Source organism: Nocardia barduliensis (assembly GCF_013315795.1).
In the GTDB taxonomy this organism is placed as follows: Bacteria; Actinomycetota; Actinomycetes; order Mycobacteriales; family Mycobacteriaceae; genus Nocardia; species Nocardia barduliensis.
In genome coordinates this window covers 1-24,435 of sequence record NZ_JABLTE010000095.1, presented here as the reverse complement: position 1 = coordinate 24,435, position 24,435 = coordinate 1, and the positions used below count along the sequence as shown (strand labels likewise).

22 protein-coding genes and 1 pseudogene are annotated in these 24,435 nt (G+C 69.3%); 7 read left to right on the top strand and 16 right to left on the bottom strand.

Features of this window, described 5'->3' with window-relative positions; all coding sequences use genetic code 11:
- Positions 1-88 precede the first annotated feature (88 nt).
- Positions 89-736: a LysM peptidoglycan-binding domain-containing protein gene (locus HOV91_RS30240; protein WP_174188722.1), complete on the top strand. Its 648-nt coding sequence runs from the start codon at positions 89-91 to the stop codon at positions 734-736.
- A gap of 21 nt (positions 737-757) precedes the next feature.
- Here the strand turns inward: HOV91_RS30240 and HOV91_RS30235 are convergent, their stop codons facing one another.
- Together HOV91_RS30235 and HOV91_RS30230 are read right to left on the bottom strand one after the other, a co-directional pair.
- Positions 758-1,999, bottom strand: a complete 1,242-nt coding sequence (locus tag HOV91_RS30235; protein ID WP_174188721.1) for a PepSY-associated TM helix domain-containing protein — start codon at positions 1,997-1,999, stop codon at positions 758-760.
- A gap of 225 nt (positions 2,000-2,224) precedes the next feature.
- Entirely contained in the window at positions 2,225-2,716 is a 492-nt protein-coding gene (locus HOV91_RS30230; RefSeq protein WP_312884818.1) for a hypothetical protein, read from the bottom strand.
- 828 nt (positions 2,717-3,544) lie between these two features.
- Between HOV91_RS30230 and HOV91_RS30225 the strand changes: the two genes are divergently transcribed.
- A complete protein-coding gene (locus HOV91_RS30225) occupies positions 3,545-4,102 on the top strand; it encodes a hypothetical protein (RefSeq protein WP_174188720.1) in 558 nt (185 codons plus the stop codon).
- Between the two features lie 15 nt (positions 4,103-4,117).
- Here the strand turns inward: HOV91_RS30225 and HOV91_RS30220 are convergent, their stop codons facing one another.
- The gene (locus tag HOV91_RS30220) at positions 4,118-4,675 is read right to left on the bottom strand and encodes a TetR/AcrR family transcriptional regulator (RefSeq protein WP_174188719.1); all 558 of its coding nucleotides are present in this window, start codon (positions 4,673-4,675) and stop codon (positions 4,118-4,120) included.
- A 165-nt stretch (positions 4,676-4,840) separates the two neighbouring features.
- A complete protein-coding gene (locus tag HOV91_RS30215) occupies positions 4,841-5,317 on the bottom strand; it encodes an SRPBCC family protein (RefSeq protein WP_174188718.1) in 477 nt (158 codons plus the stop codon).
- 145 nt (positions 5,318-5,462) lie between these two features.
- Here HOV91_RS30215 and HOV91_RS30210 point away from each other — a divergent pair, with 145 nt between their 5' ends.
- The 3 genes from HOV91_RS30210 to HOV91_RS30200 are packed head-to-tail and all read left to right on the top strand — an operon-like array spanning position 5,463 to position 8,411.
- Entirely contained in the window at positions 5,463-6,329 is an 867-nt protein-coding gene (locus HOV91_RS30210; RefSeq protein ID WP_174188717.1) for a carbohydrate ABC transporter permease, read from the top strand.
- Positions 6,319-7,140 carry a carbohydrate ABC transporter permease gene (locus HOV91_RS30205; RefSeq protein ID WP_174188716.1) on the top strand — a complete coding sequence of 274 codons (822 nt, stop codon included), beginning with the start codon at positions 6,319-6,321 and terminating at the stop codon, positions 7,138-7,140. The genes HOV91_RS30210 and HOV91_RS30205 overlap by 11 nt, the downstream gene beginning before the upstream one ends.
- On the top strand, positions 7,137-8,411 hold the full coding sequence (locus HOV91_RS30200) for an ABC transporter substrate-binding protein (RefSeq protein ID WP_174188715.1): 1,275 nt from the start codon (positions 7,137-7,139) through the stop codon (positions 8,409-8,411). The genes HOV91_RS30205 and HOV91_RS30200 overlap by 4 nt, the downstream gene beginning before the upstream one ends.
- Positions 8,412-8,583: 172 nt before the next feature.
- On the opposite strand, the gene HOV91_RS30195 is transcribed toward HOV91_RS30200, so the two are convergent.
- The 4 genes from HOV91_RS30195 to aztB all read right to left on the bottom strand — a co-directional run bounded on the left by HOV91_RS30195 (position 8,584) and on the right by aztB (position 14,673).
- Positions 8,584-10,434, bottom strand: a complete 1,851-nt coding sequence (locus HOV91_RS30195; protein WP_246351149.1) for a hypothetical protein — start codon at positions 10,432-10,434, stop codon at positions 8,584-8,586.
- 116 nt (positions 10,435-10,550) lie between these two features.
- A complete protein-coding gene (gene aztD, locus HOV91_RS30190) occupies positions 10,551-11,720 on the bottom strand; it encodes a zinc metallochaperone AztD (protein WP_174188714.1) in 1,170 nt (389 codons plus the stop codon).
- Between the two features lie 32 nt (positions 11,721-11,752).
- Complete coding sequence (aztC, locus tag HOV91_RS30185) at positions 11,753-12,670, bottom strand: zinc ABC transporter substrate-binding protein AztC (RefSeq protein ID WP_174188713.1); 918 nt, start codon at positions 12,668-12,670, stop codon at positions 11,753-11,755.
- A complete protein-coding gene (aztB, locus tag HOV91_RS30180; RefSeq protein ID WP_174188712.1) occupies positions 12,667-14,673 on the bottom strand; it encodes a zinc ABC transporter permease AztB in 2,007 nt (668 codons plus the stop codon). The genes aztC and aztB overlap by 4 nt, the downstream gene beginning before the upstream one ends.
- A 58-nt stretch (positions 14,674-14,731) precedes the next feature.
- Here aztB and aztA point away from each other — a divergent pair, with 58 nt between their 5' ends.
- Positions 14,732-15,427: a zinc ABC transporter ATP-binding protein AztA gene (gene aztA, locus HOV91_RS30175; protein ID WP_174188711.1), complete on the top strand. Its 696-nt coding sequence runs from the start codon at positions 14,732-14,734 to the stop codon at positions 15,425-15,427.
- Here the strand turns inward: aztA and HOV91_RS30170 are convergent.
- Complete coding sequence (locus tag HOV91_RS30170) at positions 15,424-16,623, bottom strand: MCE family protein (protein WP_174188731.1); 1,200 nt, start codon at positions 16,621-16,623, stop codon at positions 15,424-15,426. The genes aztA and HOV91_RS30170 overlap by 4 nt on opposite strands.
- A gap of 178 nt (positions 16,624-16,801) precedes the next feature.
- Here HOV91_RS30170 and cyp51 point away from each other — a divergent pair, with 178 nt between their 5' ends.
- Positions 16,802-18,166 (top strand): lanosterol 14-alpha demethylase, encoded by a 1,365-nt coding sequence (gene cyp51 / locus HOV91_RS30165; RefSeq protein ID WP_174188710.1) that lies wholly within the window; start codon positions 16,802-16,804, stop codon positions 18,164-18,166.
- A gap of 58 nt (positions 18,167-18,224) precedes the next feature.
- Here cyp51 and HOV91_RS30160 read toward each other — a convergent pair whose 3' ends face one another.
- The 7 genes and pseudogenes from HOV91_RS30160 to HOV91_RS40265 form a co-directional block, all read right to left on the bottom strand.
- Positions 18,225-19,451 carry a cytochrome P450 gene (locus HOV91_RS30160; RefSeq protein ID WP_174188709.1) on the bottom strand — a complete coding sequence of 409 codons (1,227 nt, stop codon included), beginning with the start codon at positions 19,449-19,451 and terminating at the stop codon, positions 18,225-18,227.
- Positions 19,452-19,482: 31 nt separating this feature from the next.
- Complete coding sequence (locus HOV91_RS30155) at positions 19,483-20,592, bottom strand: NAD(P)H-dependent amine dehydrogenase family protein (protein WP_174188708.1); 1,110 nt, start codon at positions 20,590-20,592, stop codon at positions 19,483-19,485.
- Position 20,593: 1 nt separating this feature from the next.
- Positions 20,594-22,204 carry an acyl-CoA synthetase gene (locus tag HOV91_RS30150; protein WP_174188707.1) on the bottom strand — a complete coding sequence of 537 codons (1,611 nt, stop codon included), beginning with the start codon at positions 22,202-22,204 and terminating at the stop codon, positions 20,594-20,596.
- A 24-nt stretch (positions 22,205-22,228) separates the two neighbouring features.
- On the bottom strand, positions 22,229-23,479 hold the full coding sequence (locus HOV91_RS30145; protein ID WP_174188706.1) for a hypothetical protein: 1,251 nt from the start codon (positions 23,477-23,479) through the stop codon (positions 22,229-22,231).
- Positions 23,480-23,484: 5 nt separating this feature from the next.
- Positions 23,485-24,036, bottom strand: coding sequence for a Cif family virulence factor (locus HOV91_RS30140; RefSeq protein WP_174188705.1), 552 nt, complete (start codon positions 24,034-24,036; stop codon positions 23,485-23,487).
- Positions 24,036-24,263 carry a ferredoxin gene (locus tag HOV91_RS30135; protein ID WP_174188704.1) on the bottom strand — a complete coding sequence of 76 codons (228 nt, stop codon included), beginning with the start codon at positions 24,261-24,263 and terminating at the stop codon, positions 24,036-24,038. Before HOV91_RS30135 ends, HOV91_RS30140 begins: the two co-directional genes overlap by 1 nt.
- 43 nt (positions 24,264-24,306) lie before the next feature.
- Positions 24,307-24,435 (bottom strand): annotated as a pseudogene (locus HOV91_RS40265) (cytochrome P450); the annotation flags it as partial.

Here is a 24,435-nt window from a genome sequence, read left to right as displayed (position 1 = left end):
GGCAGCCGGACGACAGGCTCGTGACGGATCCGGCCCGGCCCGCGGCTACACCGACTGTCGGCAGCCTCGGAAAGGAAGACCGAAGGAAATGAAGAAATACGAAGTACGCCCCGGCGACACCCTCTTCGCGATCGCGCAGCGTGAGTACGGCGACGGCGGCTTGTTCCCGGCGATCGCGCGCCAGAACCATCTCGCCGATCCGGATGCGATCGACGTCGGCCAGCAGCTCCTGATCCCGTACATCACGCGCCGCCATCTGGTCACCACGGCCGACTCCACCGCGGCGCGCAAGCAGATCACGCAGCGCTACTACGGAACCGAGGACATCGACGTTCAACTGCTCTGGGAAGTCGTCAACGGCGTGGCACAACGCCAAATCCAGCGCGGTGCGTGGCTGCACATTCCGGAACTCGCCGATGTCGGCCACCACACGGTGATCGAAGGCGAGACTTTCGGCGTACTCGCCGCCCGGTGGTACGGCGACCACCATCTCGCGCTGATCATCGCCTTGGCGAACCACCTGCCGCTGGAGACCGAACCGGAGCCCGGCCGGGTGCTCATCGTGCCCGGCCTGAACCGACGCCGCGGCGTGGCGGGCGATACCCTGCGATCGCTGTGCGCCGACGAGTACGGGTCCGCGGACCTGGACACCAGGGTAGCGGTCGTCGCAGCGGCGAATCGCATCGAGAATCCCGACTCGATCTTCTCCGGGCAGGTGATCCACTTTCCGTCGTAACCCATCGGGAGGCCCGTTCGGCTATGTGGTCGCGCGGTCGCGGCGGTGTTTGGTTCGGCGGCGGAAAAGCCAAGTCGACAGGCCCGTGATCGCGAGCGCGAGCGGGGTCAGGCCGAAAGCCAGCCATACCAGTCGCCACCATCCGTTCACCATCCAGCCGAAGTGCGCGGGCTCGAAGACCTTGGCGTAGAAGGTGTTCGCCAGCGGCCTGTCCCGGCTCGCGTCGACCACCTTGATATCGGAGCCGTCGTAGGCGTTCACGTACACCAAGACGTCACCGCTGTAGAACAGGCGGTGCTCGCGAGGTGAGTACGCGCCGGCGACGGAAGCCCGGTAGTAGGGGGCGGCCTGGGTGGGCAGCAGCAGATAAGCGAGCCGGCCGGGAGCGGCCCGGTGCGCGATCGCACCCGCCTCGCCGATGGTCAGCGGCGTCCGTCCGGCGCCATCCGAACGCGGCACGAAATACTTCTCGGTGCGCACGAGGCTCGTGTTGCCGCCGGTCGCGACGAGCCAAGCCCGCTGAACGGCGGGCCACTCGATGGTGATCCCGGTGATCCCCCACATCAACAGGAACGGCACGGCCAGAATGCCGAGCACGTTGTGCAGATCGCGGTCCCGGGCGAAGCGCCCCTTGCGCAGCCGGACCCGGAAACCGTTGCGCAGCCGTCCGAGCGACGGCCACCAGATGATGGCGCCGGACACCGCGAGCGATACCAGCAGCAAGCCGAGCGAGCAGAGAATCGACGCCGCCCAGGTGATGCCGATCAGCGGAGCCTGGTTCTCCAGGATCGGCAGCGCACCGGAGTAGCGCAGACAGCCGAATGCGCAGTCGTGCAGGTTGACCAGCCAGCCGAGTACGCCGTCGGTCAGGTTCACCCGCTCGTTGATGCGTCCGGTGCCCGGGTCCACGGAGTACGCGGCGGTGTACTCCGGGTTCCCGACCACGATCACGCCGCCGTCCCGGCCGACCCAGCCGACGTCGAAACCGGGATCGGCCGCCCGCACCAGCGCCACGGCGCGCTCGGTGTCGACCACCGGCGGGGCGTCCGTGTGCCGATAGAACGAGGCGTGCTGGGCTCGGAACAGTTCGGCGTGGTAGAGCAGGATCGCGCCCGATGTGGACTGGACGACGAGGACCACGCCGAGAATCAACGCCGACCAGCGGTGTATCGCGATCAGCGTGCGCCGCGCGGGTTTACGCGGTCGCTTCCGCGCTCGGACGGTCCGCTTGCCGGGCTCGTGCACCACCGCGGTCGCCTCCATAAGGGTAGGCTAACTTGAGAAAGCGCCTTTCCCCGTGGTGGGCACAGCGACCCCGACGGTCACCACCGCGGTCGAACCACACCGGATGGGGGTCGACACCGTCCGATCGCGCAACTCGGGACCGCGCTCGCCGCACATGGCGTCGATCAGCCCGACTTGTCCACCACCCGCGGACGGCACGTGCACCCGGTGCGGCAGAGCCCTTGTCCGCGGCGCGATTTCCCGTCAACCCGCGGGCACGAGGTCCACGCCGAATCTCCGATCCACCGGCGACTCCCCCGCCCGGAACGCCTCCGTATGGGCCACCACGTCGGTCGCGAGCCCGGCGGCCTGCAGCGCCCGCGCCTTGAAGGCCCGCCCGGCCAGGCTGACCCGGTGCTGAACCACTCCGACCCGATGGTCGAGTTCCACGGGAAGGCCCTCGCCCCACATCGTCACCTCGGTGAATCCGCGATCGAGGCAATCGAGCACGCCGTCTCGAATCCGGCCGTCGGACCGATACATCTCGGACGCGACGGCGATCGCGTGCGGCCACGTCTCACGCACCGGCGCGGCCAAGAACTGCTCGAGGTCGAGCACCGTCGCGCCGAGGATGCGCAGCGGGCGGGTATCCGAATGGTCGGCCACCAGCACGGTGACCTCCCATCCCGCGACAGTTCGATCGAACAGCCACCCGCCCGCGTAGCGCACGACGTCGGCGACGTCCGGTGCGGCCACCACCAAGCGGTACCGATGTGGGCACCGGCGGGCCTGGGCTCGCCAGCGAGCGACGGAGCGCAGTCCTGGAGCGCCTCGGTCAACGGAATCGACGGATCGTACAGCCATGGTTCCCATCCCGCCTATCACCAATGAAGATATCGATAGGTCCGGCCGCGGACACCAACTGCGATGGGTACCAGCCATCGCGCCGGCCATAGCGGATCAGCGAGTCGGGCGGCCCGTGAGTGGCCGCATGCCGAACCGGCGAAGGATCCGGAGAGCGGGCACAGCGATAACCGCGGATCGCCGGACCCCTCGCCGGAAGGTTCTGCCGCACACACATTAAGGCGGGCGGCGAGCCCGCGACAGCACTTCGAGCGAGCCGGTTTGTGACCTATCTCACTGGTGCAGCAACTTGCTGGTCAAACCGCTCGATCCACCTACCGCGACGACATCTCACCGGGGCGCTACCGCTCGTCGTCCATCACGGCAGGCAGGGCTCGGGCGAATACTCGCGGTTCCGACCGTCCGGTACACCACCCTGGCCACCTGCCGCACTTCCCAAGAACCTCACTACAACAGCATTTCTCGATGCTCCAGCCGTCGCGGCACAACCGCCCGCAGGCACTGAACACCAACACGGGGAACAGCTTGACGACGCTGCGCGCATCGTTCAGACTGGTCCCTACCGGACAATGCTGTCCGGAATCTCACCAGGCACGGAACACTGCCATTGGCAATGTTGTGGCAAACTCTACTGCCGCGCTGCCACGCGACCATTCCACATGCGACCGAGGGGGGCGGCATGGGCAAGTCGGCGTCTCGGCGACGATAACCAGGAGACGCATGCGAACCAGCACCAGTCGTGCCGATCCGGACGACCCGCTCACCGCGACGGCGTTCGATCTCCGCGCGGGCGCCATCGTTCTCGCCGAGTTCGGCGCTCCCCCGGCCGACCCGTTCAGCATCCGGCACCGCTTGGCTGACCTCACGCCGCTCGGCGCGCCGATCCGCCCGCTGCCCGGGCGCCTGCGCCATCTCGGCGTCCTGCTGCGCTGCTGCATCGACCACATGGCGATCACCGCCGAGATCGCCCAGATCCACGATCTGATCGGGCTCGCCGACGAGCTCGTCGAACTGGTCGACATCATCAGTGACTCCGCCGTTCACACCGCCGAAGGCATTGTCGCCGTGCATGATTCGATTCAGCGACAGGCCCACGCCGCCGCGGTGCGACTGCGCACCCGCGGCGCCGAAGCCACGGTACACCGGTTACTCGCCCGCTGGTCGGCGGAAACCGGAATCGACGTGGGCCAACGGGAATTCGGCAACGGGCTGCTGCACATCATCCGTTCCTTCGAGCGCGTCGCCGACGCGCTGGCAGCGATCGACCGCTCGCCGTGAACGCGCGCCGCGCCCTCAGCCGCGCAGGGCGCGGTCCAGCAACGCCCAAGCCTGCCGGGCGGTCTCCACTTTCGACTGCGCGTCGGTCTTCGACAGGACGGCCGCCAGCATAGCCAGCGCCAGGACGACGTCGGCGGTGGTGATGTCCGGGCTGATCGTGCCGCGCTGACTCGGATCATCGAGCTTCTCCGCGATCAGGGTGATCAGCCGTCGCGCCACCTCGAACAGGCGCATGTCGTCGGTGTTGGTGGGGTGGATCATCGCGATGAACGCCGCCGAGGTGGTGATCTGGTCCACCATGATCGCCAGCAGATCGTCGACGGTGACCGCGGGGTCGGCCGCCAGCGCCTCGATGCCGTCGATGTTCTCCTCGAACACCGCGAGCGCGATGCTCTCCCGCGTCGGGAAGTGCCGATAGAGCACGCCCTGCCCGACCCCGGCGGCCCGCGCGATGGAGCTGAACGGCGCGTCGAAGCCGCTGTCCGCGAAGACCTCGCGCGCCGCCTGGATCAAGGCTGCCCGATTGCCGGCCGCCGCCTTCGGTCCCCTGTTCACACGGCGTGGCGAGGTCATTCGGGCAAGGTTACCGGACCACGGTGGACCGGCCGCGGCACGCCGAACGCCCCGGCACAGGACCGGATGGCGGGGAATGGACACCGGCGCGCGGGGTTCCCCCCGGCCGATCTCCGCCCGGCTCCCGACCCGCTGCCCACGCGACGATGTCCGGTGACGACGCGCCTACTCCGGCGCCGAAACCGCCCGCTGTTCGGCGAGCCCGGCGAGACGGTCGATGGACGCCGACAGTTTGTCCGCGGTGGTCGCGCGGGCGCGGATCTGACGCTTCTCGTCGGTGAGCAAGGTCCAGTCGTAGGTGTGGGTCACCCGCGTACGACCCTCGCCCACCGGCTCCAGTTCCCAGCGCCACAGGTGGCCGGGCGGCTCTTTGCCGGGTTCGGACGGGCGCCACGCGATGCGGCTGCCCTCGGCGAACTCCACCACGTGGTTGTCGCGCACGGCTCCGTTGGTCAGGGTGGTGCTGAAGACCGCACCGGCCGCCCGTACCCGCTGCCCCGGCGCTGCCTCGGCCAAGTTGTCGTTGCCGTCCCAGCGCGGCTGCGCGGCCGGATCGGCGATGAGCTCGAAGATCTCCGCCGGACCCGCGCTGATCTCACGGCTGGCGCTGACGATACGGGGAACCTCGTTCTGGTCGGTCACGTGCCGATCGAAACACCGGATGGGCGGCTGAGCAAGCCTTCTACTCGAGACGCGCGGTAATTCACCTCGTGCCGATCGAGCCCGGCGGCGGTCGCCGCCCCCGCCCGCCGTGTCGCGCCGGGCGGGGGCGGTAACGTCGCAGCACATGAACCGGCGTGCGGCTCGTCGTACCGTGACGAGCTATGTTCTCCTGCTGCCGAGCCTGATCGGTGTCGGAGTGTTCCTGGTGCTGCCGATCCTGGTGGTGGCCTGGCTGAGTCTGCACAGCTGGAATCTGCTGGGACCCATGCGATTCGTCGGCCTGCGCAACTGGCGCTCGGTGCTGGGGGACCCCGCGTTCGGCCATGCCATGCTGGTGACGCTGGCGTTGACCGCGATCGTGGTGCCCGCGCAGACCGCGCTGGGTTTCGCGGTCGCGGCTCTGCTGGCGCGGCGGCGAGGAGCGACGAGTCTGCGGGTGCTGTACGCGCTGCCGTGGATGTGCGCGCCGGTGGCGGTGGGCGTGGTGTGGCAGTGGATGTTCGCGCCGACCGGGGGCGCCGTCAACGCCGTGCTCGGGCGGCGCGTCGAATGGCTGTCGGATCCGGCGCTGGCGCTGCCGTCGGTGGCCGCGGTGAGCGTGTGGGCGAACTTCGGGTACGTGGCGCTGTTCTTCGTGGCCGGGATCCGCGCGATACCGAGTGAGATCCTCGACGCCGGAGCGCTGGACGGGGCCACCGGCTGGCGGCGGATCCGCTGGCTGATCCTGCCGCTGCTGCGTCCCACCATGTTCTTCGTGCTGGTCACCGGCGTGCTCACCGCGTTCCAGACCTTCGACACCGTGTACGCGCTGACCAAAGGCGGGCCGGGCGATCGAACGGACGTGGTCGCCATGCGGATTTTCGCCGAGGCGTTCGACGCGGCCCGGCCGGGGCGGGCCGCCGTCATGGCGCTCGTGGTGTGCGCGGTGATGTTCGCGGTCACCGTGGCGCAGCACCGCTACTTCCGGGATCGGACCACCTATGAGCTGTGAACGTCTTCGTTCGGCGGCGGCCTACGCGGTGGTCTCGGCCGGAGCGCTGCTGACGGTGGCGCCGCTGCTGCTCAGCGCGCTCACCGCGGTGAAGACGCCCGGCCAGTTCGCGTCCGGATCGCCGCTGGCGCTGCCGCGACCGGTCACCGCGGAGAACTTCCGGACCGTCCTGGACTACGGGTTCGGGCGGGCGGTACTGGTGACCGCGCTGCTGACGGTCTTCGTCACCGGCGGCCAGCTGGTCACCTCGGTGCTGGCGGCGTACGCGTTCGCGCGCACCGAGTTCCCGGGCCGCGACGCGCTGTTCTGGGTGTATCTGGGCACCATGATGGTGCCGCCCATGGTGACTTTGATCCCCCTGTATCTGATGTTCGCGCAACTCGATCTGCTCAACACCTTCTGGGCGCTGGTCCTGCCGTTCGTGTTCGGCTCGCCCTACGCGATCTTCCTGCTGCGTCAGTATTTCCGTGCGATCCCGCAGGAGCTGATCGGCGCGGCGCGGCTGGACGGCGCGAACACCCTCGACATCATCGTGCACGTGATGGTGCCGATGAGCAGGCCGGTGCTGGCCACGCTGACGCTCGTCACGATCGTCTCGCAGTGGAACAACTTCATGTGGCCGCTGGTGGCGAGCAGCGGCCGCTCATGGCAGGTGCTGACCGTGGCGACGGCGAATCTGCAGACCCGGTACAACGCGCAGTGGACCCTCGTGCTGGCGGCCACGACACTGGCCATCGCTCCGCTGGTGGTGCTGTTCGTGGTCTTCCAGCGGCAGGCGCTGCGCTCGATCGCGTGGACGGGAGTCAGATGAGGACCTCGACCCGCGTGGTACTCGCCCTCGTGCTCGCCACCGCGCTGCTGGTGGGGGCCGTCTTGTGGCTGGGCCGCGGCGGCGAAGGGTCCGGCCGCACCGTCGTGAGTCTGCGCATCTGGGACGAGAGTCTCGTTCCCCGCTACGGTGCCTCGCTCGCGGAGTTCGAGCGGGCCAATCCCGACCTCGAAGTGCAGATCACGGTGGTGCCGTGGTCGTCCTATCAGCAGAAGCTGCGCTTGGACGTGGCGGGCGGGACCGCCGACGACCTGTTCTGGACCAACCTGTACGAGGACTACGCCGATGCGGGGCGGTTGATCGACATCGGGGCGGCACTGGGCCCCGAGGCCGCGCGGTCCTGGGACCCGTCGGCCGTCGCACAATACACCCGCGACGGAAAGCTCTGGGCAGTACCGCAATTCGTCGACGCCGGTACCGCCGTGTACTACAACCGCGAATTGCTCGCGGCCGCACAGGTTGATCCCGCCGAGCTGGCCGCACTGCGGTGGAGTCCCCGCGGCGACGATGCCTTGCGCCCACTGTTGCGCAGACTGGCGCTGGTGGCGACCTGGGCATACAACGCGGAGCACGACTTCCAGTCCATCGAGCTGCCCTATCTGGGTTCGGCGGGAGCGCGGTTCCAGGACGACCACGACCGTTTCGTCTTCGACAGCCCCCAGGGCGTCGGAGCGTTCGAGTATCTGGTGCGGTTGGTCGCCGACGGGCTCACGCCCTCCCCCGCGGACACCAACACCAATCCCGACTTCGCGAGGAATGCCTTCCTGCAGGGCAAACTCGCGCTGTTCCAGTCCGGGACGTTCGATCTCGCGCGGATCTCCGAGCAGGCCCGGTTCGGGTGGGGCGTCGCCCCGCTGCCCGAGGGACCGGCCGGGCGGGTGAGCACGAACAACGCGATCGGCGTCGCCGCGAACGCCGCCACCCGGCATCCGGACGCGGTGCGCCGGGTCCTGGCCTGGCTCGGCAGCGGCGCGGGCAATCGCTACCTGGCCGAGGGCGGCGCTGCCATCCCGGCCGTCGTCGCCGAACAGCAGCGCTATCGCGACTATTGGGCAGAGAAGGGAGTAGACGTCTCCCCCTTCTTCGACGTGCTACGCGGCCCGCGCATCTCCTCCGGCGGCGGTCCGGGCTTCCCGGCCGCGCTCCGCGCCATGGACCCGATCTTCGCCGAGATGTATCTCGGCCGGATTCCGGTGCCGGAAGCTTTGGCGCGCGCCCGCGCCGCGGCCGAGTCGGCCGTGGCCCAGAACTGAGCGGGGAGCCTCGACCCCGGCCGGGATCGAGGGCTCTCAGTTACGTCTCCGCCCTCCGGCGATCCGCGGTGCGCAACAACCCTTTCCGATCGTAGAACGCCGTCACCGCCGCACCGCAGCACAGGCCGATGACCTGGCCGAGGCGAAACAGCCGGGAGACAGCGGCAGCGGTTCAGTTGTCGTAGGACGCGACACCGACCGGACCGACCCCCACGCAGAGGTCGAGACCTGTGGTCTCGGAGACGACTCGCAGTGCCGAGCCACTGCCTACGACGCGAACGAACACGGTGTTCGGCCCCTTGCGCACCGGCGCCGACACGGCCTGCCCCTGTTCCAGGGCGACGCTGATCCGGCCATCGCGACTGGCGAGGTAGTTGAGTTGCGCCGTCCACTTGTTCGCGATCATCGGACCGTCCAGGGGCAGGCGGGCCGGGGCGACGCCACGGATCCGGTGCCCGCAGCCGGGTTCCGGTCCGGGCAGGATGATCCGGTTCCACCAGACCGCCGCTTCGACGATCTCCCCCTGGTCGGTGATCATGCGCAGGTGCGGCGTCGAGTCCGCGAACGTGCCGGGAGCGGCCACGGGCGCCAGCACGTTGCGGGTCAGATTCTGCGGGTATGCCAGCGGATTCAACACATTCCACGGCACCTCCTGCTCGAGCAGGGGAGCGCCGTCCCACCCGCGCAGTGCCGATTTCACGTTCGTGACATAGGTTTCGGTGGGACCGGCACGCCACGATTGCACGAACGTCCGCGTGGACCAGAGACTGCTCACCAGGAACGCCACCGTCACCGCGACCGTGACGGGCCGGCCGGGCAGCGCGGCGAGCATCGGACCACGCGCGGGCCTGGGCCGAGCACGCAGCATCAGCGCCCCGGCGGCGGCCACCACCACGGCCATGTCGGCGAAGTACCGCAGCGACTGCATGAGCTCGTCCGCGGTGTTCGGTCCGCCACGAGCCAGTGCCACGGCCAGCTGGGCGACCAGGACATAGGCCGCGGCCGCCAGCCAGACCGCCCCGATACGCTGCCGGACCCGCATCGACAGTGCCACCACCAGGACCAGCGCGATCCAGGCCGACACCACCGTCCACCCGGGCGGGTCCGCCCACGGCGTGGACGGGAGCCACCGCTCCCACACCCACGGCCCGCCGAACAAGGCGGGCACGATGCCCAGCGAAGCCGCGCCGGGCAGCAGGGCGCGCAGCTCGTGCGCGCCACTGGGCAGGGCGGGATCGTCGACCACCACGAGGTATCCGATCGCCCAGCAGACCAGCACCGCGCCCGACCCGACCCACAGTGCCGTGCCCCGCCGCGCCACCGCCGCGATCGCGGCCGGGCTGCCGTCGACGTGGCGGAGCAGCGCCGTCACGGCGAAGGCGACGAACGGCACGATCGCCGCCTTCTCGAAGTAGAGCACCGCCCCCGCCACCACCGCGACCCCCGACAGCGCGTACCGGCGCCGGCCGGTCCGGACCAGCAGCACCGCGTCACCGATCACCCAGGCGAGGGCGAATTGCAGCGGCAGCGCGTTCAGGGCGGCGGCCCACCAGGCGAACGCCGGAATCGTCAAGGGGCAGAACAGGTAGAAGGTCAGCGGGGCCAGGATCGACCATCGTGGGCCCGCCACCAGCAACAGCATCCGCAGCACGGCCACCGACGCGCCGAACTGCATGACCAGCAGCACCACCGTCGGACCGGCCCAGGCCAGCGGCGCCACCGCGTTCACCGCCCAGGCCGTGACGAAGGCCAACGGCATGAAATGCCCGTCGTGGTCGTACAGCAGCAGGTCGGTGGACCACAGACCGTATCGGGCCGCTCGGCCCATCAGGATGAGATCGTCCCAGTAGAAGTACCCGCTGTCGGCCACCCACCAGCGAATCGCCAACTGCGTCAGAACCAGACAGCCCGCGACGACGACCACCGGCCGCGTGTTCGCGATCCTCCGGAACCGGCCCCGCGCCGACGCCCCGGACCGAGGGGCGCCTGCGGACTCCGGTAGGGCGAGCACAGCGGTGTTCATGTCATCCCACCGTAGCGTTCATCGGGCCGGGAATCCGTGCTTCGCTGAACGCCACGATCATCGACGAACCGCCATAGCTGTCGCCGAAGCCGTCCCTGAGCCGGAAGAAGCTGACGTCAGTGCCCGGCCGTACCGCTCACTTCGTTCGGTGTGCCCGGCAGGGTGGCGGTCGCCGTCTTCGTTCCGGTCGCCAGGTCGACGCGGTGGATCTGCTTGGTGGCGGGGTCCGACACGTAGGCGGTGCCGCCGCGGACGAACAGCGCCGGGCGCGGCTGCTGCCATTCCAGCGGCTCCTGCCAGGTGCCGATGACCGGGATCGTGCGCACGACCGCGCCCGCGACGGGATCGATCACGTGGATGCGGCCGTCGGTGCCGAGGACCAGGGCTTCCCCCTGCGGGCCACGGGCCAGCGAGCGGAAGGTGTAGCTGGTGCCCAGATCGACCAGGCGCAACGTGCCGGTGACCGTGTCGATCAGCGAGATCTGCTGCGGGCGTTCCAGTTCGGCGTCCTTGTCCTGCTTGTAGTCACCGAGGACGACGGGCGAGGCGTCGCTGCCGGCCTGGTTGCCGATCCGGCCGTACGGGGTCGGACTGGTCACTTTGGTGATCTTGCCGTCGCGGTAGACGAGCACGCCGGTCTGGCAGCCGATCACGACGGCCTCCCCGGCGGCGGTCGCCTCGCCGTGCACGCCGGGGCAGTCCTCGTTGCGGGCCTTCTCGGCGCGGTCGCGGTCCAGCACCACGATTCCGGTGCGTTTTTCCTCGGTGCCGAGCGTGACGACGAGGTCGCCGTTGGCCAGTTCGATCGCGACGCCGTGGTGCGGTGCGGCCGCGCGATAGCTCGAGGTCTTCGGCTTGCCTTCGGCGAGATCGGCCGTGTCGAACGCGACGACTTCGCCGGTGCCGTCGCTGAACAGGACGGTCCGCCCGGCATGCCGCACCACGTGTCCCGGCTCGGGGCCGGGGAAGTCGGTGCCGGTGAAGTCGGCCGCGGTGGCGTCGAAGACGCGGAAGCCCTCTTTCGTCGAGACGATCAGGTGCCGGTCGTCGCCCGCCGGGTTGAGCCGGTTGAAACCGTCGAGTTCGACCGTCTCCGCGAGGTCGAGGGTAGTTCCGTCCAGCACGTGGATGCCGCCGTCGTAGGTGACCGCGAGCGGATCGGCGATCCGTGCACGCCGGGTGTCCTGCTCGGACGAGGTGTCGGCACCGCAACCGGCGACGGTGAGTGCTGCGGCCAGCAAGCCGGTCAGGGCGGCCGCTTTCGTGGTTCGGGACCGAACGGGCATGGGTGCCTCCGTGTTTCGTTCTTGGTTGGGCGCTAAGGGGCGGCGAGGCCGCGCACGATCGACTCGGTGTTGGCCCGCATCATCTCCAGGTAGGTGCCCGCGCCGCCGCCGGGTTCGGTGAGCGATTCCGAGTACAGGGGAATCACTTGGACGTGCACACCGACCTGGTCGGCGAGCACCCTGGCCAAGCGGTCGGGTTGCGAGGAATCGGCGAAGATCGCGCCCACCCCGGCGGTCCGGATCGTCCCGGCGAGCGCCGCGAGATCCGACGGGCTCGGCGAGGCGAGCGTGGTTCCACCCGGTATCACGGCACCAACCACCTCGAAACCGAATCGCTGGGCCAGGTAGCCGAAGACGTGATGGTTGGTGACCAGCTTGCGCCGCTCGGGCGGGATCGTCGCGAACCGCTCGGTCATCCAGCGGTCGAGCCGATCGAGTTCGTCCAGGTAGCGGTCGGCCCCCGCGCGGACGGCCGTGGCGTCGACCCCGTCGACATGGTCGATGATCCGGTCGCGGATCACCTCCACCGCCCTGCGCACACGGCGCGGATCGGTCCAGAAGTGCGGATCGGGCCGCCCGTCCGCCTCTTCCGCCGAGTATCTGATCGGATCGATCGCCGCGCCCACAGATACGCCGGCCACCCCCGACGCCTCGGCCGCCTCGACGTTGCGGAGCACGCCTTCCTCCAAGCCGAGGCCGTTGTAGACGATGAGGCTCGCGCGTTCGAGCTGAGCCGCCTGCTGCGCGGAGATCGCGAAGAAGTGCGGGTCCGCGTCCGCCGGCATGAGGACGGTGACCTCGGCCGCGTCCCCGGCGACGGCACGGGTGAGGTCGCCGAGGATGTTGGTGGTGACGATGATTCCGGCACCGTCCGCGCCGGAGTTCGAGCAGGCGGTCAACGCGAGCAGCGCGGCCCCGACCAGCGCGCACAGACGAGCGGTGAGTGTCATCGGCCGGTCTCCACCATCGCCGCGGGGGTGATGCCGAGGTCGAACGTGCGCGCGGTGCGCAGGTTGTCCGTGTAGTCGATCTCGTGGATCAGCCGCGCCACGGGATCGTTGAGGTAGGCGCGGTGCTGGTCGACCAGGATGACCGGAGTGGGCGCCGTAGCGAGCACCGGCGCGGTGAGCTGCCGCGCCACGGCGGACTCGCGGCCGGACGCGGCGTCGTAGCTGTGCAGGAGACCGTCCGCGGTGAGGGTCAGCAGGGCCGTGCCCTCCCCCGCGGTGTTCGCCGCGACCACCGGACCGGTGTCCACCGCGGTCCAGGTCTTGCGCCGGACGTCGAGCACCCAGACGCCGCGCCGACCGGCCTTCGCCACCAGGGTGGCGCTGCCGGGGCGGTGGACGAACTCGGTCGCGCGGTCGGCGTCGGCGGTTCCGGGCGGATAGGGGATCTTCTCGCCCGAGAACACCGCCTCGCGTGCCGTCACCACCAATGCGCCGTCGGCGCAACCGAAGACGACGCCACGCCTGGTCACCGCCGAGCCGCGGGGAGCGGCACACGGCTCCGCGACGACCGCGGCCTGCGTGCCGTCCCTCCTGCGGACTTCGACCTGCCCACGTGCGGGCACGGCCACGAGCAGGTGCTCGGCGTACGGCACGGCGGCTCCGTCGGCGATCACGTCGTGCTGCCGCAGCGACCCGGCGCCGAGCGCGGACCGGTCCAGCAGCGCGGTGGCGCCCGAGTCGAAGGTCACCGCCGCGAGAGCGCTGTCACCGTGCGCGCCCGACACCGGACCACCGTCGAACGTGCCCAGCTCGCGGGCGGGCGCGCGGTAGTAGTGCACGTGATCGCCGTGGTCGACCGTCCAGGCGCCCGCGTCGACGACCCGCACCCGGCCGCGAGCCGACAGGAACGCGAAGCGTCCGTCGGCGCTCACCCGGTCGACGCCCTCCATCCGCCCGAGGTCGACGACATCCTCGGTGACCAGGTCGATCACCCGCACGGCTCCGGTGCCGTTGTCGGCCACCACGAGACGCGGCTGTGCCTCGCCGGTCTCCTCCGCGCCCGCCACGTACCCGTGCGGCGCCGGCTCCGTCGGCGCGGCGGATTCGTCTGTCCCGCAGCCGATCAAGGGCGTGATCGCGGCGAGGACCAGCAGCAGCGTCAGCGGTTGCGGCGACACGCGCAGAGAGCGGACGCGTTCCCGCAGCCAGGCCGTCGAGGCCGACACGAAGAACAGGGCGACGGCCGTCGCCGCGATGGTCGCCCCCGCCGCGGTGCGCGCGTGCCACGAGATCAGCAGCCCGGCGACGGTGGCCACCGCGCCGAGCACTGCGGCGGTGAGCATGATCGCCGGGATGCGGTGCACCCAGTAGACGGCCGCCGCGGGCGGCGCGATGAGCAGGCCGAAGACCAGCAGCGTGCCGACGATGTGGAAGGACGCGACGATCGCGAGGGTGACCAGGCCGATCAGCGCCACGTTCGCCACGCGCGGCCGCAATCCGAGGGTGTGCGCCTTGCGCGGATCGAAGGTGAGTGCCACGAACGCCCGGTAGCCCAGCACGGAGACCACGGTGGCGACGACCGCGGCCACGGCCAGGTACCACAGGTCCCGCTCGCGCACGGCGAGCACGTCACCGAAGAGGAAGCCGGTCAGGTCGACCGCGAACGAGGGCGAACGCGACACGATGATCACGCCCGCCGACAGCATCCCGACGAACAGCAATCCGATGCCGGTGTCCGCCGCGAACCTGGTGCCCCGGCCGAGCACGGAGACGCCGACCGCCATGGCCGCGGCGCTGAACGCCGCGCCGAGCAGCAGGTTTCCACCGAGCAGCGCGGCGATCGCCACGCCGGGCAGCATGCCGTGCGCCATGGCGTCGCTGAGGAAGGCCATGCCGCGCACCACCACCCACGTCCCCGCCAGCGCGCACAGGCACGAAACGAGCAGCCCGCCCCACAGCGCCCGCTGCACGAACGACACCTCGAACGGGGCCAACCACTCCATGGAGCAGCACTCTACAATGATAACGGTTTTCATTTCAACGACCTGATCGGAGCCCGCCATGCCGCCGCCAGCTGTCCATGTCGCCGCGGTGACGGCCGGTTACCGTGGACAACCGGTCCTGCACGAGGTCACCGCCTCGATCCCGGGCGGACAGGTGACCGCGCTCGTCGGCCCCAACGGGTCCGGCAAGTCCACCCTGCTCGGCGTCCTCGCAGGCGTCATCGCGCCCACCGCGGGCGCGGTTCGCCGAGAACATCTGCGGCGACCGGCATTCGTGGTGCAGCACAGCGGGGTTCCGGCGACCCTGCCGATCACCGTCCGCGAGACCGTCGCGATGGGACGCTGGACGCATCGCGGAGCATGGCGGCGTCTCACCCGGCAGGATCACGCGGTCGTGCGCGCGTGCCTGGACCGGATGGCCATCGCCGACCTGGCCGAGCGCAGGCTCGACACCCTCTCCGGAGGCCAGCGCCAGCGGACACTGCTCGCCCAGGCGCTCGCGCAGGAATCGGATCTACTCCTGCTCGACGAACCGACCACCGGCTTGGACGCGGCCGCGCAGCAGGACATCGCCGACGCCATCGGCAGTGTCGGGACGCAGGGCGTGACGGTCGTGCACGCCACCCACCGCCACGAGGATGCCCTGCGCGCCGACCACTGCCTGCTGTTGCACGACGGGCGCGTCATCGGACAGGGTGATCCGCAAACCGTCCTCGGCCGACCCACCGCACCGGCGAAAGCCGCGGTCGACTAGCGCGGCACTCCGGGCATACCGGCGAAAAGGATCTGAAAGACCTTGGGAGCATTGGGCACGACTGCCATGGACGGCGTGAAAGGCGCACCTTCGTTGGTATCGGTGACCACATAGTCGGCGTGGCTGCCGGGGACCCGGTCGAGGATGTTGTCGCAGCGCGGCCCGCCGGTCGCGTTCACCTTCGGCAGGTCGCCGGGATATTCGTAGGGCCGCGCGCCGTACATGAAGCTCGCGTTGAACATAGCTCCGGGCGCGTTTCCGCCGATGATGGCCTCGGCGAGGGGAAGCGCTCTGGCGATACCGACGACCACGCAATACAGCACGGGCGAGTACGCGTCGAGCAGCGAACTGGTAGGCCGCAAGGTCTCCAGGACCGCCGTGAGCCCCGGCTCGTTCTCCGTCAGCGCCGACCGGATGGTGTCGGCCAAGCCGATCAGACTCAGCAGCACGGCGTCCAGGTCCGCGGCGCCGTGGGCGAGCGTCGCACCGGTCACCGTGGCGTTGCTCGCCGTACGCAGCAGATCGGGGGCGGTGTCGGCATACAGCTCGGTGACCTGCCCGGCGGAGGACAGATCCCGGCGCAGCGCGGGCAGGCTCGGGTTGATCTGCCGCAGATAGTCGTCGGTGCGGACGAGCAGATCGCCCAGCCGGTCGCCGCGGCCCTGTAGCGCCGTGCCCAGCGCGGCCAGCGCGGCGTTGAGTTCGGCAGGCTCGATCTCGGCCAGGATCGCGCTCAGGCGCTGGAACAGCGTGTTGTACTCGACGGTGACGGAGTCCGCGCGAATCGTCGCGCCGGGTCGCATGGGCGTCGGCGAAGGGACGCCCGGCACGACGAAATTCACGTACTTGGCGCCGAATACGGTGGTGGAACGGATATCCACCGTCGCGTTGGCGGGCACCAGTTCCAGCAACTCCGGATCGAGCGCCAGCCGTAGGCGCGCCCGGTCGGTTCCGGACTCCACCGCGCTCACCCTGCCGATCTCGACGCCCCGCATCCGCACCTTGGCATCGGGATCGAGGACCAGCCCCGAGCGGGGCGCCTCGACGGTAACCGTCACGGTCGAGTTGAACCGTCCGGCGAACATCGCGACGGCGACCACGACGACCGCGGCGACGAGCAGGATCAGCGCCGCCCCCGCGATCTTCAACCGAAATACCCGCCACGTGACCACCACGGTCTGCCTGCCGAAATCCATCGTCGAATCCACCGATCACTTCTCGTCGCGGGCTGCGCGCGGACGGCGGTGCGGCCCACCTTCGGCTCCGGACGTCCGGCCGGGGCGACGTCGTCTTGCCGGACGCCAGTTAGCCGTAGTACTGTCCAGACACGTGTCCATCATAAAACTTGGACACATATCTGGGGAAGGATTTCCAATGACTCTGGTGAAACCACGTCGGGTATCCGGAGGCGACCACGAGCACGGTCATCTGGAGGAGTTCCGCGTCGACCCGATCGGACTGATGCGCCGGGTCCGCGAGGAGTGCGGCGACGTCGGATCGTTCGATCTGGCGGGGCGTCAGGTCATCCTGCTGTCGGGCGCGGAGGCCAACGAATTCTTCTTCCGCTCCGGTGACGAGGACCTCGACCAGGCCGCCGCCTACCCCTTCATGAAGCCCATCTTCGGCGACGGCGTCGTGTTCGACGCCAGCCCGGAACGCCGCAAGGAGATGCTGCACAACCAGGCGCTGCGCGCCGAGCACATGCGCGGGCACGCCGCGACCATCGCCCGCGAGGTCGAACGGATGCTGGCGCGCTGGGGTGACGAGGGCGAGATCGACCTGCTCGACTTCTTCGCCGAGCTGACCATCTACACCTCCTCGGCCTGCCTGATCGGCGTGAAATTCCGCAACGACCTCGACGACCGCTTCGCGCACCTCTACCACGACCTGGAGCGCGGCACCGACGCCCTGGCCTACGTCGACCCGTACGCCCCGATCGAGAGCTTCCGCCGCCGCGACCGGGCGCGCGCCGAGCTGGTCGAACTGGTCCAGGCGATCATGGATCGCCGGGCCGCCGACCCGCCGACGGGCAAGGACGACCGGGACATGCTCGACGTGCTCATCTCGATCCCCGGCGACAACGGCGAACCGCGATTCAGCGCCAGCGAGATCACCGGCATCTTCATCTCCATGATGTTCGCCGGTCATCACACCACCTCCGGCACGGCGGCCTGGACGATCATCGAATTGCTGCGCCACCCCGAGGTGCTCGGCCAGGTTGTCGCCGAGCTCGACGAGCTCTACGCCGACGGCTCCGACATCAGCTTCGGCGCGCTGCGCCAGATCCCGCACCTGGAATCCGTGCTCAAGGAGACGCTGCGCCTGCACCCGCCCCTGATCATCCTGATGCGGGTGGCCCGTGGCGAGTTCGACGTCTGCGGCCATCGCATCGAAGCCGGTGACCATGTCGCCGCCACGCCCGCGATCTCGAACCGGATCCCGGAGGACTTCCCCGATCCGGACGCTTTCGATCCCGGCCGCTACCTCGATCCCGACCAAGCCGATCTCGTCAATCGCTGGACCTGGATTCCGTTCGGCGCGGGCCGTCATCGCTGCGTCGGCGCGGCGTTCGCGCTCATGCAGCTGAAGGCGATCTTCTCCCTGCTGCTGCGGGACTGGGAGTTCGAGATGACCCAGCCGTCGGACAGCTACCGCAACGACCACTCCAAGATGGTGGTGCAGCTCGCGCAGCCCTGCACCGTGCGCTATCGCCGGCGCCGCAAGGACGACAACGGCTGACGGCGCGGCCGGGTCCGCGCAGCTCCCCGTCACGGTGACGGGGAGCACGCACCCGCGGCTACTCGTACCGCACCCGCCAGCTCTTGATGCCGTTGATCCAGCCCGACCGCAGCCGCACCGGATCGGACACCTGCCGCAGGCCGGGCATCACGTCGGCGATGGCATTGAACATCAGATCGATCTCCAGCCGGGCCAGGTTCGCGCCGACGCAGTAGTGCGTGCCGGTGCCGCCGAAACCCACGTGCGGGTTCGGGTCGCGCAGCACGTCGAAGGTGAACGGATCCGCGAAGCCGTCCTCGTCGAAATTGGCCGAGCTGTAGAACAATCCGAGCCGCTGGCCCTGCCTGATCTCCTGGCCGCCCAGCACGGTGTCCTGGGTCGCGGTGCGCTGGAACGCGGTCACCGGGGTGGCCCACCGGACGATCTCGTCGGGCGCGGTGCGCGGGCGCTGCTCCCGGTAGATCTCCCACTGCTCGGGGTGGTCCACGAACGCTTTCATTCCGTGGGTGATGGCGTTGCGGGTGGTCTCGTTGCCCGCCACGGCGAGCAGGATGACGAAGAAGCCGAACTCGTCGGAGCCGAGCGCCTCGCCGTCGACGTCGGCGTGCACGAGTTCGCTCACGATATCGCCGACCGGGCAGGCGCGGCGCTGCTCGGCCATGTTCCAGGCGTAGCCGAGGATCTCCGCGGAGGCCGTGGCGGGATCGCCGTACTCGGGATCGTCGTAGTTGAGCATCTGATTGGACCAGTCGAACAGTTTGCGTCGATCCGCCTGCGGCACGCCGATCAGCTCGGCGATCGCCTGCAACGGAAGTTCACAGGCGACCTGCTCGACGAAGTCACCGCCACCGGCCCGCTTCGCGCCGTGCACGATGCGCGCCGCGCGCTCGGTGAGCGCCGCGCGCAGGTTCTCCACCGCCCGCGGCGTGAAGCCTTTCGAGATGATCCGCCGGATCTTGGAGTGTTTGGGCGGATCCATGTTCACCAGCAGCGCGCCGGTGAGCGCCATCTGCTCCGGCGTGATGTCGCCGGGCAGCCGGATGATGGCTCCTTTCCGCTCCGAGGAGAACAGTTCTGGGTGCTTCGAGATCTCCTTGATGTCGGCGAGCTTGCTCACCACCCAGTAGCCGCCGTCGCGGAAGCCACCGGAGGTCTCGTCGGATTGCGCGTTCCACCACACCGGGGCGGTCCGCCGCAGGTGCGCGAATTCCTCGATCGGACTTCGGTTCTCCCATAACGCCGGATCGGTGAAGTCGAATCCGACCGGCATGGCCGGTGCTGCCATAACTACCTCCTGGATGAAAGATGCGAACCGATCAGCGCGCCGAAGGACGGCGCGCGGCGTCGGGATCGGCCGCCTCGTGTCCTCCGGTCCCGCGCAGTGAGGCGGCGGCGCGACCCGCGACGAGCGGCAGGTCGAGATAGGTCCGCACGCCAGGTTCGGCGGCCACGACGTACGGAATCGAGTTCACGCAGTGCATGGCCGTGGCGACGATGCCGGGGTTGCGGACCAGACCGGCGGCGGCGCTGTGCGCGTGCATTCCGGTGAATGTGACGGTCGCCCCGGGATCGCCGGTGATCTCGACCTCGTAGCGCTCGCCCGCGGGACCGAAGCTCCACGGCGGATCCAGGTTCTCGCTACCCATGAACCAGTTCACCGCGGCCGTGATCACCGGTTCGCCCCGCACGGTGCCCTGCCAGCGGAAGCGTTGCGCGGCGACGCGGCCAGGGGCGATCGGGCCGATCGGCGAGTCGATCGGCGCGGTGGCCACCGCCACCTCGTGCGTCACCCGCAACTGCTCGTCGAGCGCGACGCCCAACGCGTCCGCGATCATCCACACCGACTGCCCGTAGCCGCCCGAGAGGACGTTCGCCATCACACTGGTCGCGGCCTGCTGCGGCGTGGCGCCGAACAGCATCCAGTCCCGGACCACCTCGGGCGCGCCGTAGGTGCGGATGTCGGAGAACTCCTCGGCGCGGACTTCGGTGATCGCGCCCGACAGCGCCGAAACCACCAAGGGAATCTTCTCGGTGATCCCGCCGGGATGTATTCCCGTGCCGTGCAGCGTGACTCCGGCCGCGCGGCACAGTTCGTCGTAGCGCTGCCGCTCCGCGCGGCGCGGATGGAACCAGCCAAGGGGTGTGACGATGTTCTTGCCGGCGCGCAGGATCGCGCGCACGGTCTCGGTGTCGGCCATGAAGGGGCTGTAGAGCACGCAGTCGGCGGGCAGGGCGAGCAGACTGTCGGCATCGGTCGTCGCTGTCACGCCGATCGGCGCGCGGCCGACGAGTTCACCCAGATCCCTGCCGTCCTTCTCGGCGCTGTGCACCCACGCTCCGGCCAGTTCCAGCTCGGGATGGTCGATGATGCCTTCGATGGCGGCGCGGCCGACCCCGCCGGTCGCCCACTGGATCACCCGGATCACGTCAGTCCACCTTGTGGTCGGGTCCGCGACCGGTGACGTACTGCTCGGCCCACCGGTAGTCGGGTTTGCCGCTCGGCGCGCGCACGACGTCGTCCGCGATCCAGATCTGTTTGGGCACTTTGTATCCGGCCAGATACCTGCGGACGTGCGCCTGCAGGCCGGTGAACTCGACCGGCCCCGGACCGGACAGCGACACCACCGCGGCGACTTGATGCCCCCAGCGTTCGTGCGGCACCCCGATCACCACCGCGTCGGCGATCGCGTCGTACGCCTTGACGACGCTTTCGACCTCTTCGACGAACACCTTCTCGCCACCGGTGTTGATCACCATGTTGCCGCGGCCGATCAGCGTGATCGACCCGTCGGTCTCGGCGCGGGCGCGGTCGTCGGTGACGACCATGCGCAGGCCGTCGACGGTCTTGAACAGCTTCTCGGTCTTGCCGGGGTCCTTGTAGTACCCGATCGGCACGTTGCCGGTCTTGGCCAGCCAGCCCTGCGAGCCGGGCGGAACCGGACGGCCGTCGTCGTCCACGACGACCGCGCCACGGCCGGTCTGCACCCGCGGTCCGCGCGCGGGATCGTCGTGTTTCTGCGCGAAGCCGATGCCGCCGAAACCGGTTTCCGAGGATCCGATGGAGTCCGAGACGACCGCCCACGGAAACAGCTCGAGCAGCGTGTTCTTCACCGGTTGCGACAGCAGCGCGGCGCCGGAGGCGATCGCGAGCAGGGACGAGGCGTCCACCGGCTCGCGCCGGTACGACTCGATCAGCGGGCGGGCCATGGCGTCACCGGTGATCACCATGACCTGCGGTCGCTGCTGGGCGACCGTCCGCCAGGCCCGCCCGGCGTCGAATCGGGACTCGAAGATCACCGTGTTGCCCGACCACAGCGCGGTGAAAGTGGGCATCATGGCGGCGGCGTGGATCAGCGGTGGCAGCACCAGCCAGGTGCCCGGATCGTTCTCGGCGCCGGTGCGGGACTGCTGGAACTCGTCGGCGACCGGCTCGCCGGTGTAGAAGTCGATGCCGCCGCCGAGGACCCGCCACATGTCCTCCTGCCGCCACATGACGCCTTTCGGCATGCCGGTGGTCCCCCCGGTGTACATCATGAACAGGTCGTCGGCACCGCGCTCGACCACCGGACGATCCGTCGGCCTGCCCGCGAGGGCGGTCTCGTACCCGATATCCGCGGAATCCACCTCGTCCGTTCCGAATTCGTCATCGACACAGATCGTGTGCCGCAACGCGGGTGTCTGCGCACGGGCTTCCTGTACGACCTCGGAATAGCAGGAGTGATGCACGAGCACTTCCAGATCCGCGTTGGCATAGACATAGGCCAGCTCCCCGACGCCGTACCGGTAATTGATGTTGATCGGGACGGCGGCGAGTTTGAAGCACGCGATCAGCGTCTCCATCGTCTCGATGCCGTTGTGCATCTGGAAACCCACATGGGTCCCCCGGCCGACGCCCACGCTCACCAGGTAGTGCGCGAGCTGGTTGGCCCGGTCGTCGAGTTCACGGAAGGTCACCCGGCGCCCGGACTGGATCAGCGCCACCCGCTCGGGCATGGCATCCACGGAGTGCTCGAAGAGGTCGGCGAAATTGTTGGCCATGTCGTTCCATCTCTGGGTGGGCTGTCACACGACGGTGAGCGGCAGGGGTATCCCCCGGTCGGTGAAGGTGAACGCGGCGCCGGTGCTGAACCGGGTGATCGCGACTTCCGTCGCCTCACGGAACGGTTTGTCGCCGAGCGTGATGCCGGCGCGCCACCCCTGCTCACCCGTGCTGATGACCTCGGCGGAGAAACGTGGGTTCACGCCACGGACCAGGGCGTTCAGCGGCTCCAGATGCTCGGGGTCGAGCATCGAGGGCCAGGTTCCGTCGGTCTGCGCACCGCTCGCGGACGGGAACGTCACCGTGACCGTCGCACCGCTGTCGCCGACCTCGATTCCGGTGTAGGGCAGCGGATTCAGAGCGGGATGCAGCCGCAGCACCGTCGCGAGCGCGGCGGCGTCGTCACCGAGGCCGAGGCAGTTGCGCAGGCGTTCACTGGTGAGCCCGGCGATCCCGGCGAACTGTTTGCGCCCGATCTCCAGCGCCGTGGCGGCGTCCGCCCTGGCGCGCACCGCGATCATGAACCCGAGGGTGAGCAGATGATGCTGCAAGCAGATCTCGTCGGCGAGGCGAATCAGCGCGGAGCGGGAGAAGTCCGCGAAGCGCACATCGCTGAGCAGCGGGCCGGAGTAGTCCGGCCGCCCTTCCTCGGCCCGGTCGATCCCGCCCAGCTCCAGACCGGCCGCCACCGACCCGGCGACCAGCTCGGCGTTCGGCGGCACCGGCGGCGGCACGTGTGCGGGATCGATGACGACCGTCCACGCGCACACCGGTTTCCGATCGGCCGGGCTGCGTGGTGGCCGGTGGATCGGCCGGACCTGGGCATGCGGATTGGTGGCCAGCGCGGTCGCGTCGAACGTCGGATCTTCGATGTCGTGGCACATCGACACGACGAAGTCCGTGCCCATCGGCTCCACGTCGGCGAGCGCGCCGCAGTGGTCGAGCCAGAACTCGCCGTGGTGGTGATCCTCGACCCGGAAACGGAAGTCCATGAACTGCGGTGGGGCGCCGATGTCCAGTTGCAAGCCCTTGAAGATGGTCTCCACGCCGTCGCCGGCGAAGCCGAGCGCGCGCTGCATGCGCCGGGTGTAGACCGGGCTGGCGACCTGCCACTCCTCGATGGCGACCTGGGTCATGCCCTCGCGGCCGAATGCCGCGATCGAGTGCGCCATGCCGGAGCGGTCGATGAGGTGCCCGCACAGCAGCAGTTCGGGCACCAGCGCGGCCAGGGTGTCCCGACCCAGGCCGGCGAATCGGCTGTGTGGTGCGGCCATGTCGGTCACCACAGCGCGACGGGCGATTCGCCGACGCGGTACCACCCCGGCAGCGGATCGCCGGAGACCGAACGCTCGATGCGCTTGCGCATGCCGGGCGTGAGCGCGTTGTTCGTGATCATCTCGACGAACAGCGCCGAGACATTCCCGAAGTCGAAGAAATCGCGCTGCCAGGACCATTGGAAGTCACCGCCGTAGCGGAACCAGCTGCCGCCGATGCCCTCGGGCGAGTAGTTGCGCCCATCGGGACGTTTGGCCTCGCTGATCTGCTTCCACAATCCGATGACATTGCCGCTGCGTTCATCGACCACGAATTCCTGGTAGGGGTAACTCCAGCCCTCCAGTCCGGCCATCTCCTGGCCGAGGGCGAGATCGCGGATCTCGTCGCGCCCGACGGCCATGAATTCCTGGGTAGGGCCGTAGTTCCAGCCGTAGGTGGCGTCCTCGGTGTACATCTGCGCGAGCGGCTTCCAGTCGCCCTTTTCCTCGCAGCGCTGGTTTTCCACGATCCAGCGCTGGATCATCTCGTCGAGCTCGGCGCGATCGAAACCTGGCATCAGTCGGTACCTTTCGGAGAGGGGTCGGTCGCGCCTGCATCGGCGATCGACAGGGCTTGGGTGGGGCAGTAACGGATGGCGTTCGCCACGGCGGGCTCGTGCTCGCCGGTCGGCGCGTCGTCGAGGATCTCGACCCGGCCGCGTTTGGGCACCGTGAAAACCTCCGGCGCCTCGGCCTGACAGACCGCGTGTCCTTGGCACAGATCCAGGTCGGCCCGAATTCTCATGGCCGGCTCCGCACGGCTGCCCGGAGCGGGGATCGGTCGACGTTCATCGGGTCTCCACGGTGATAGGAAGGTGCGCGAAGCCACGCACGTTGGACGAATGAACACGCGCGATCCCGGATTCCAGGACCTCGTAGGACCGCACCCGGGAGCTGAACTCGTGCAAGGCGACAGT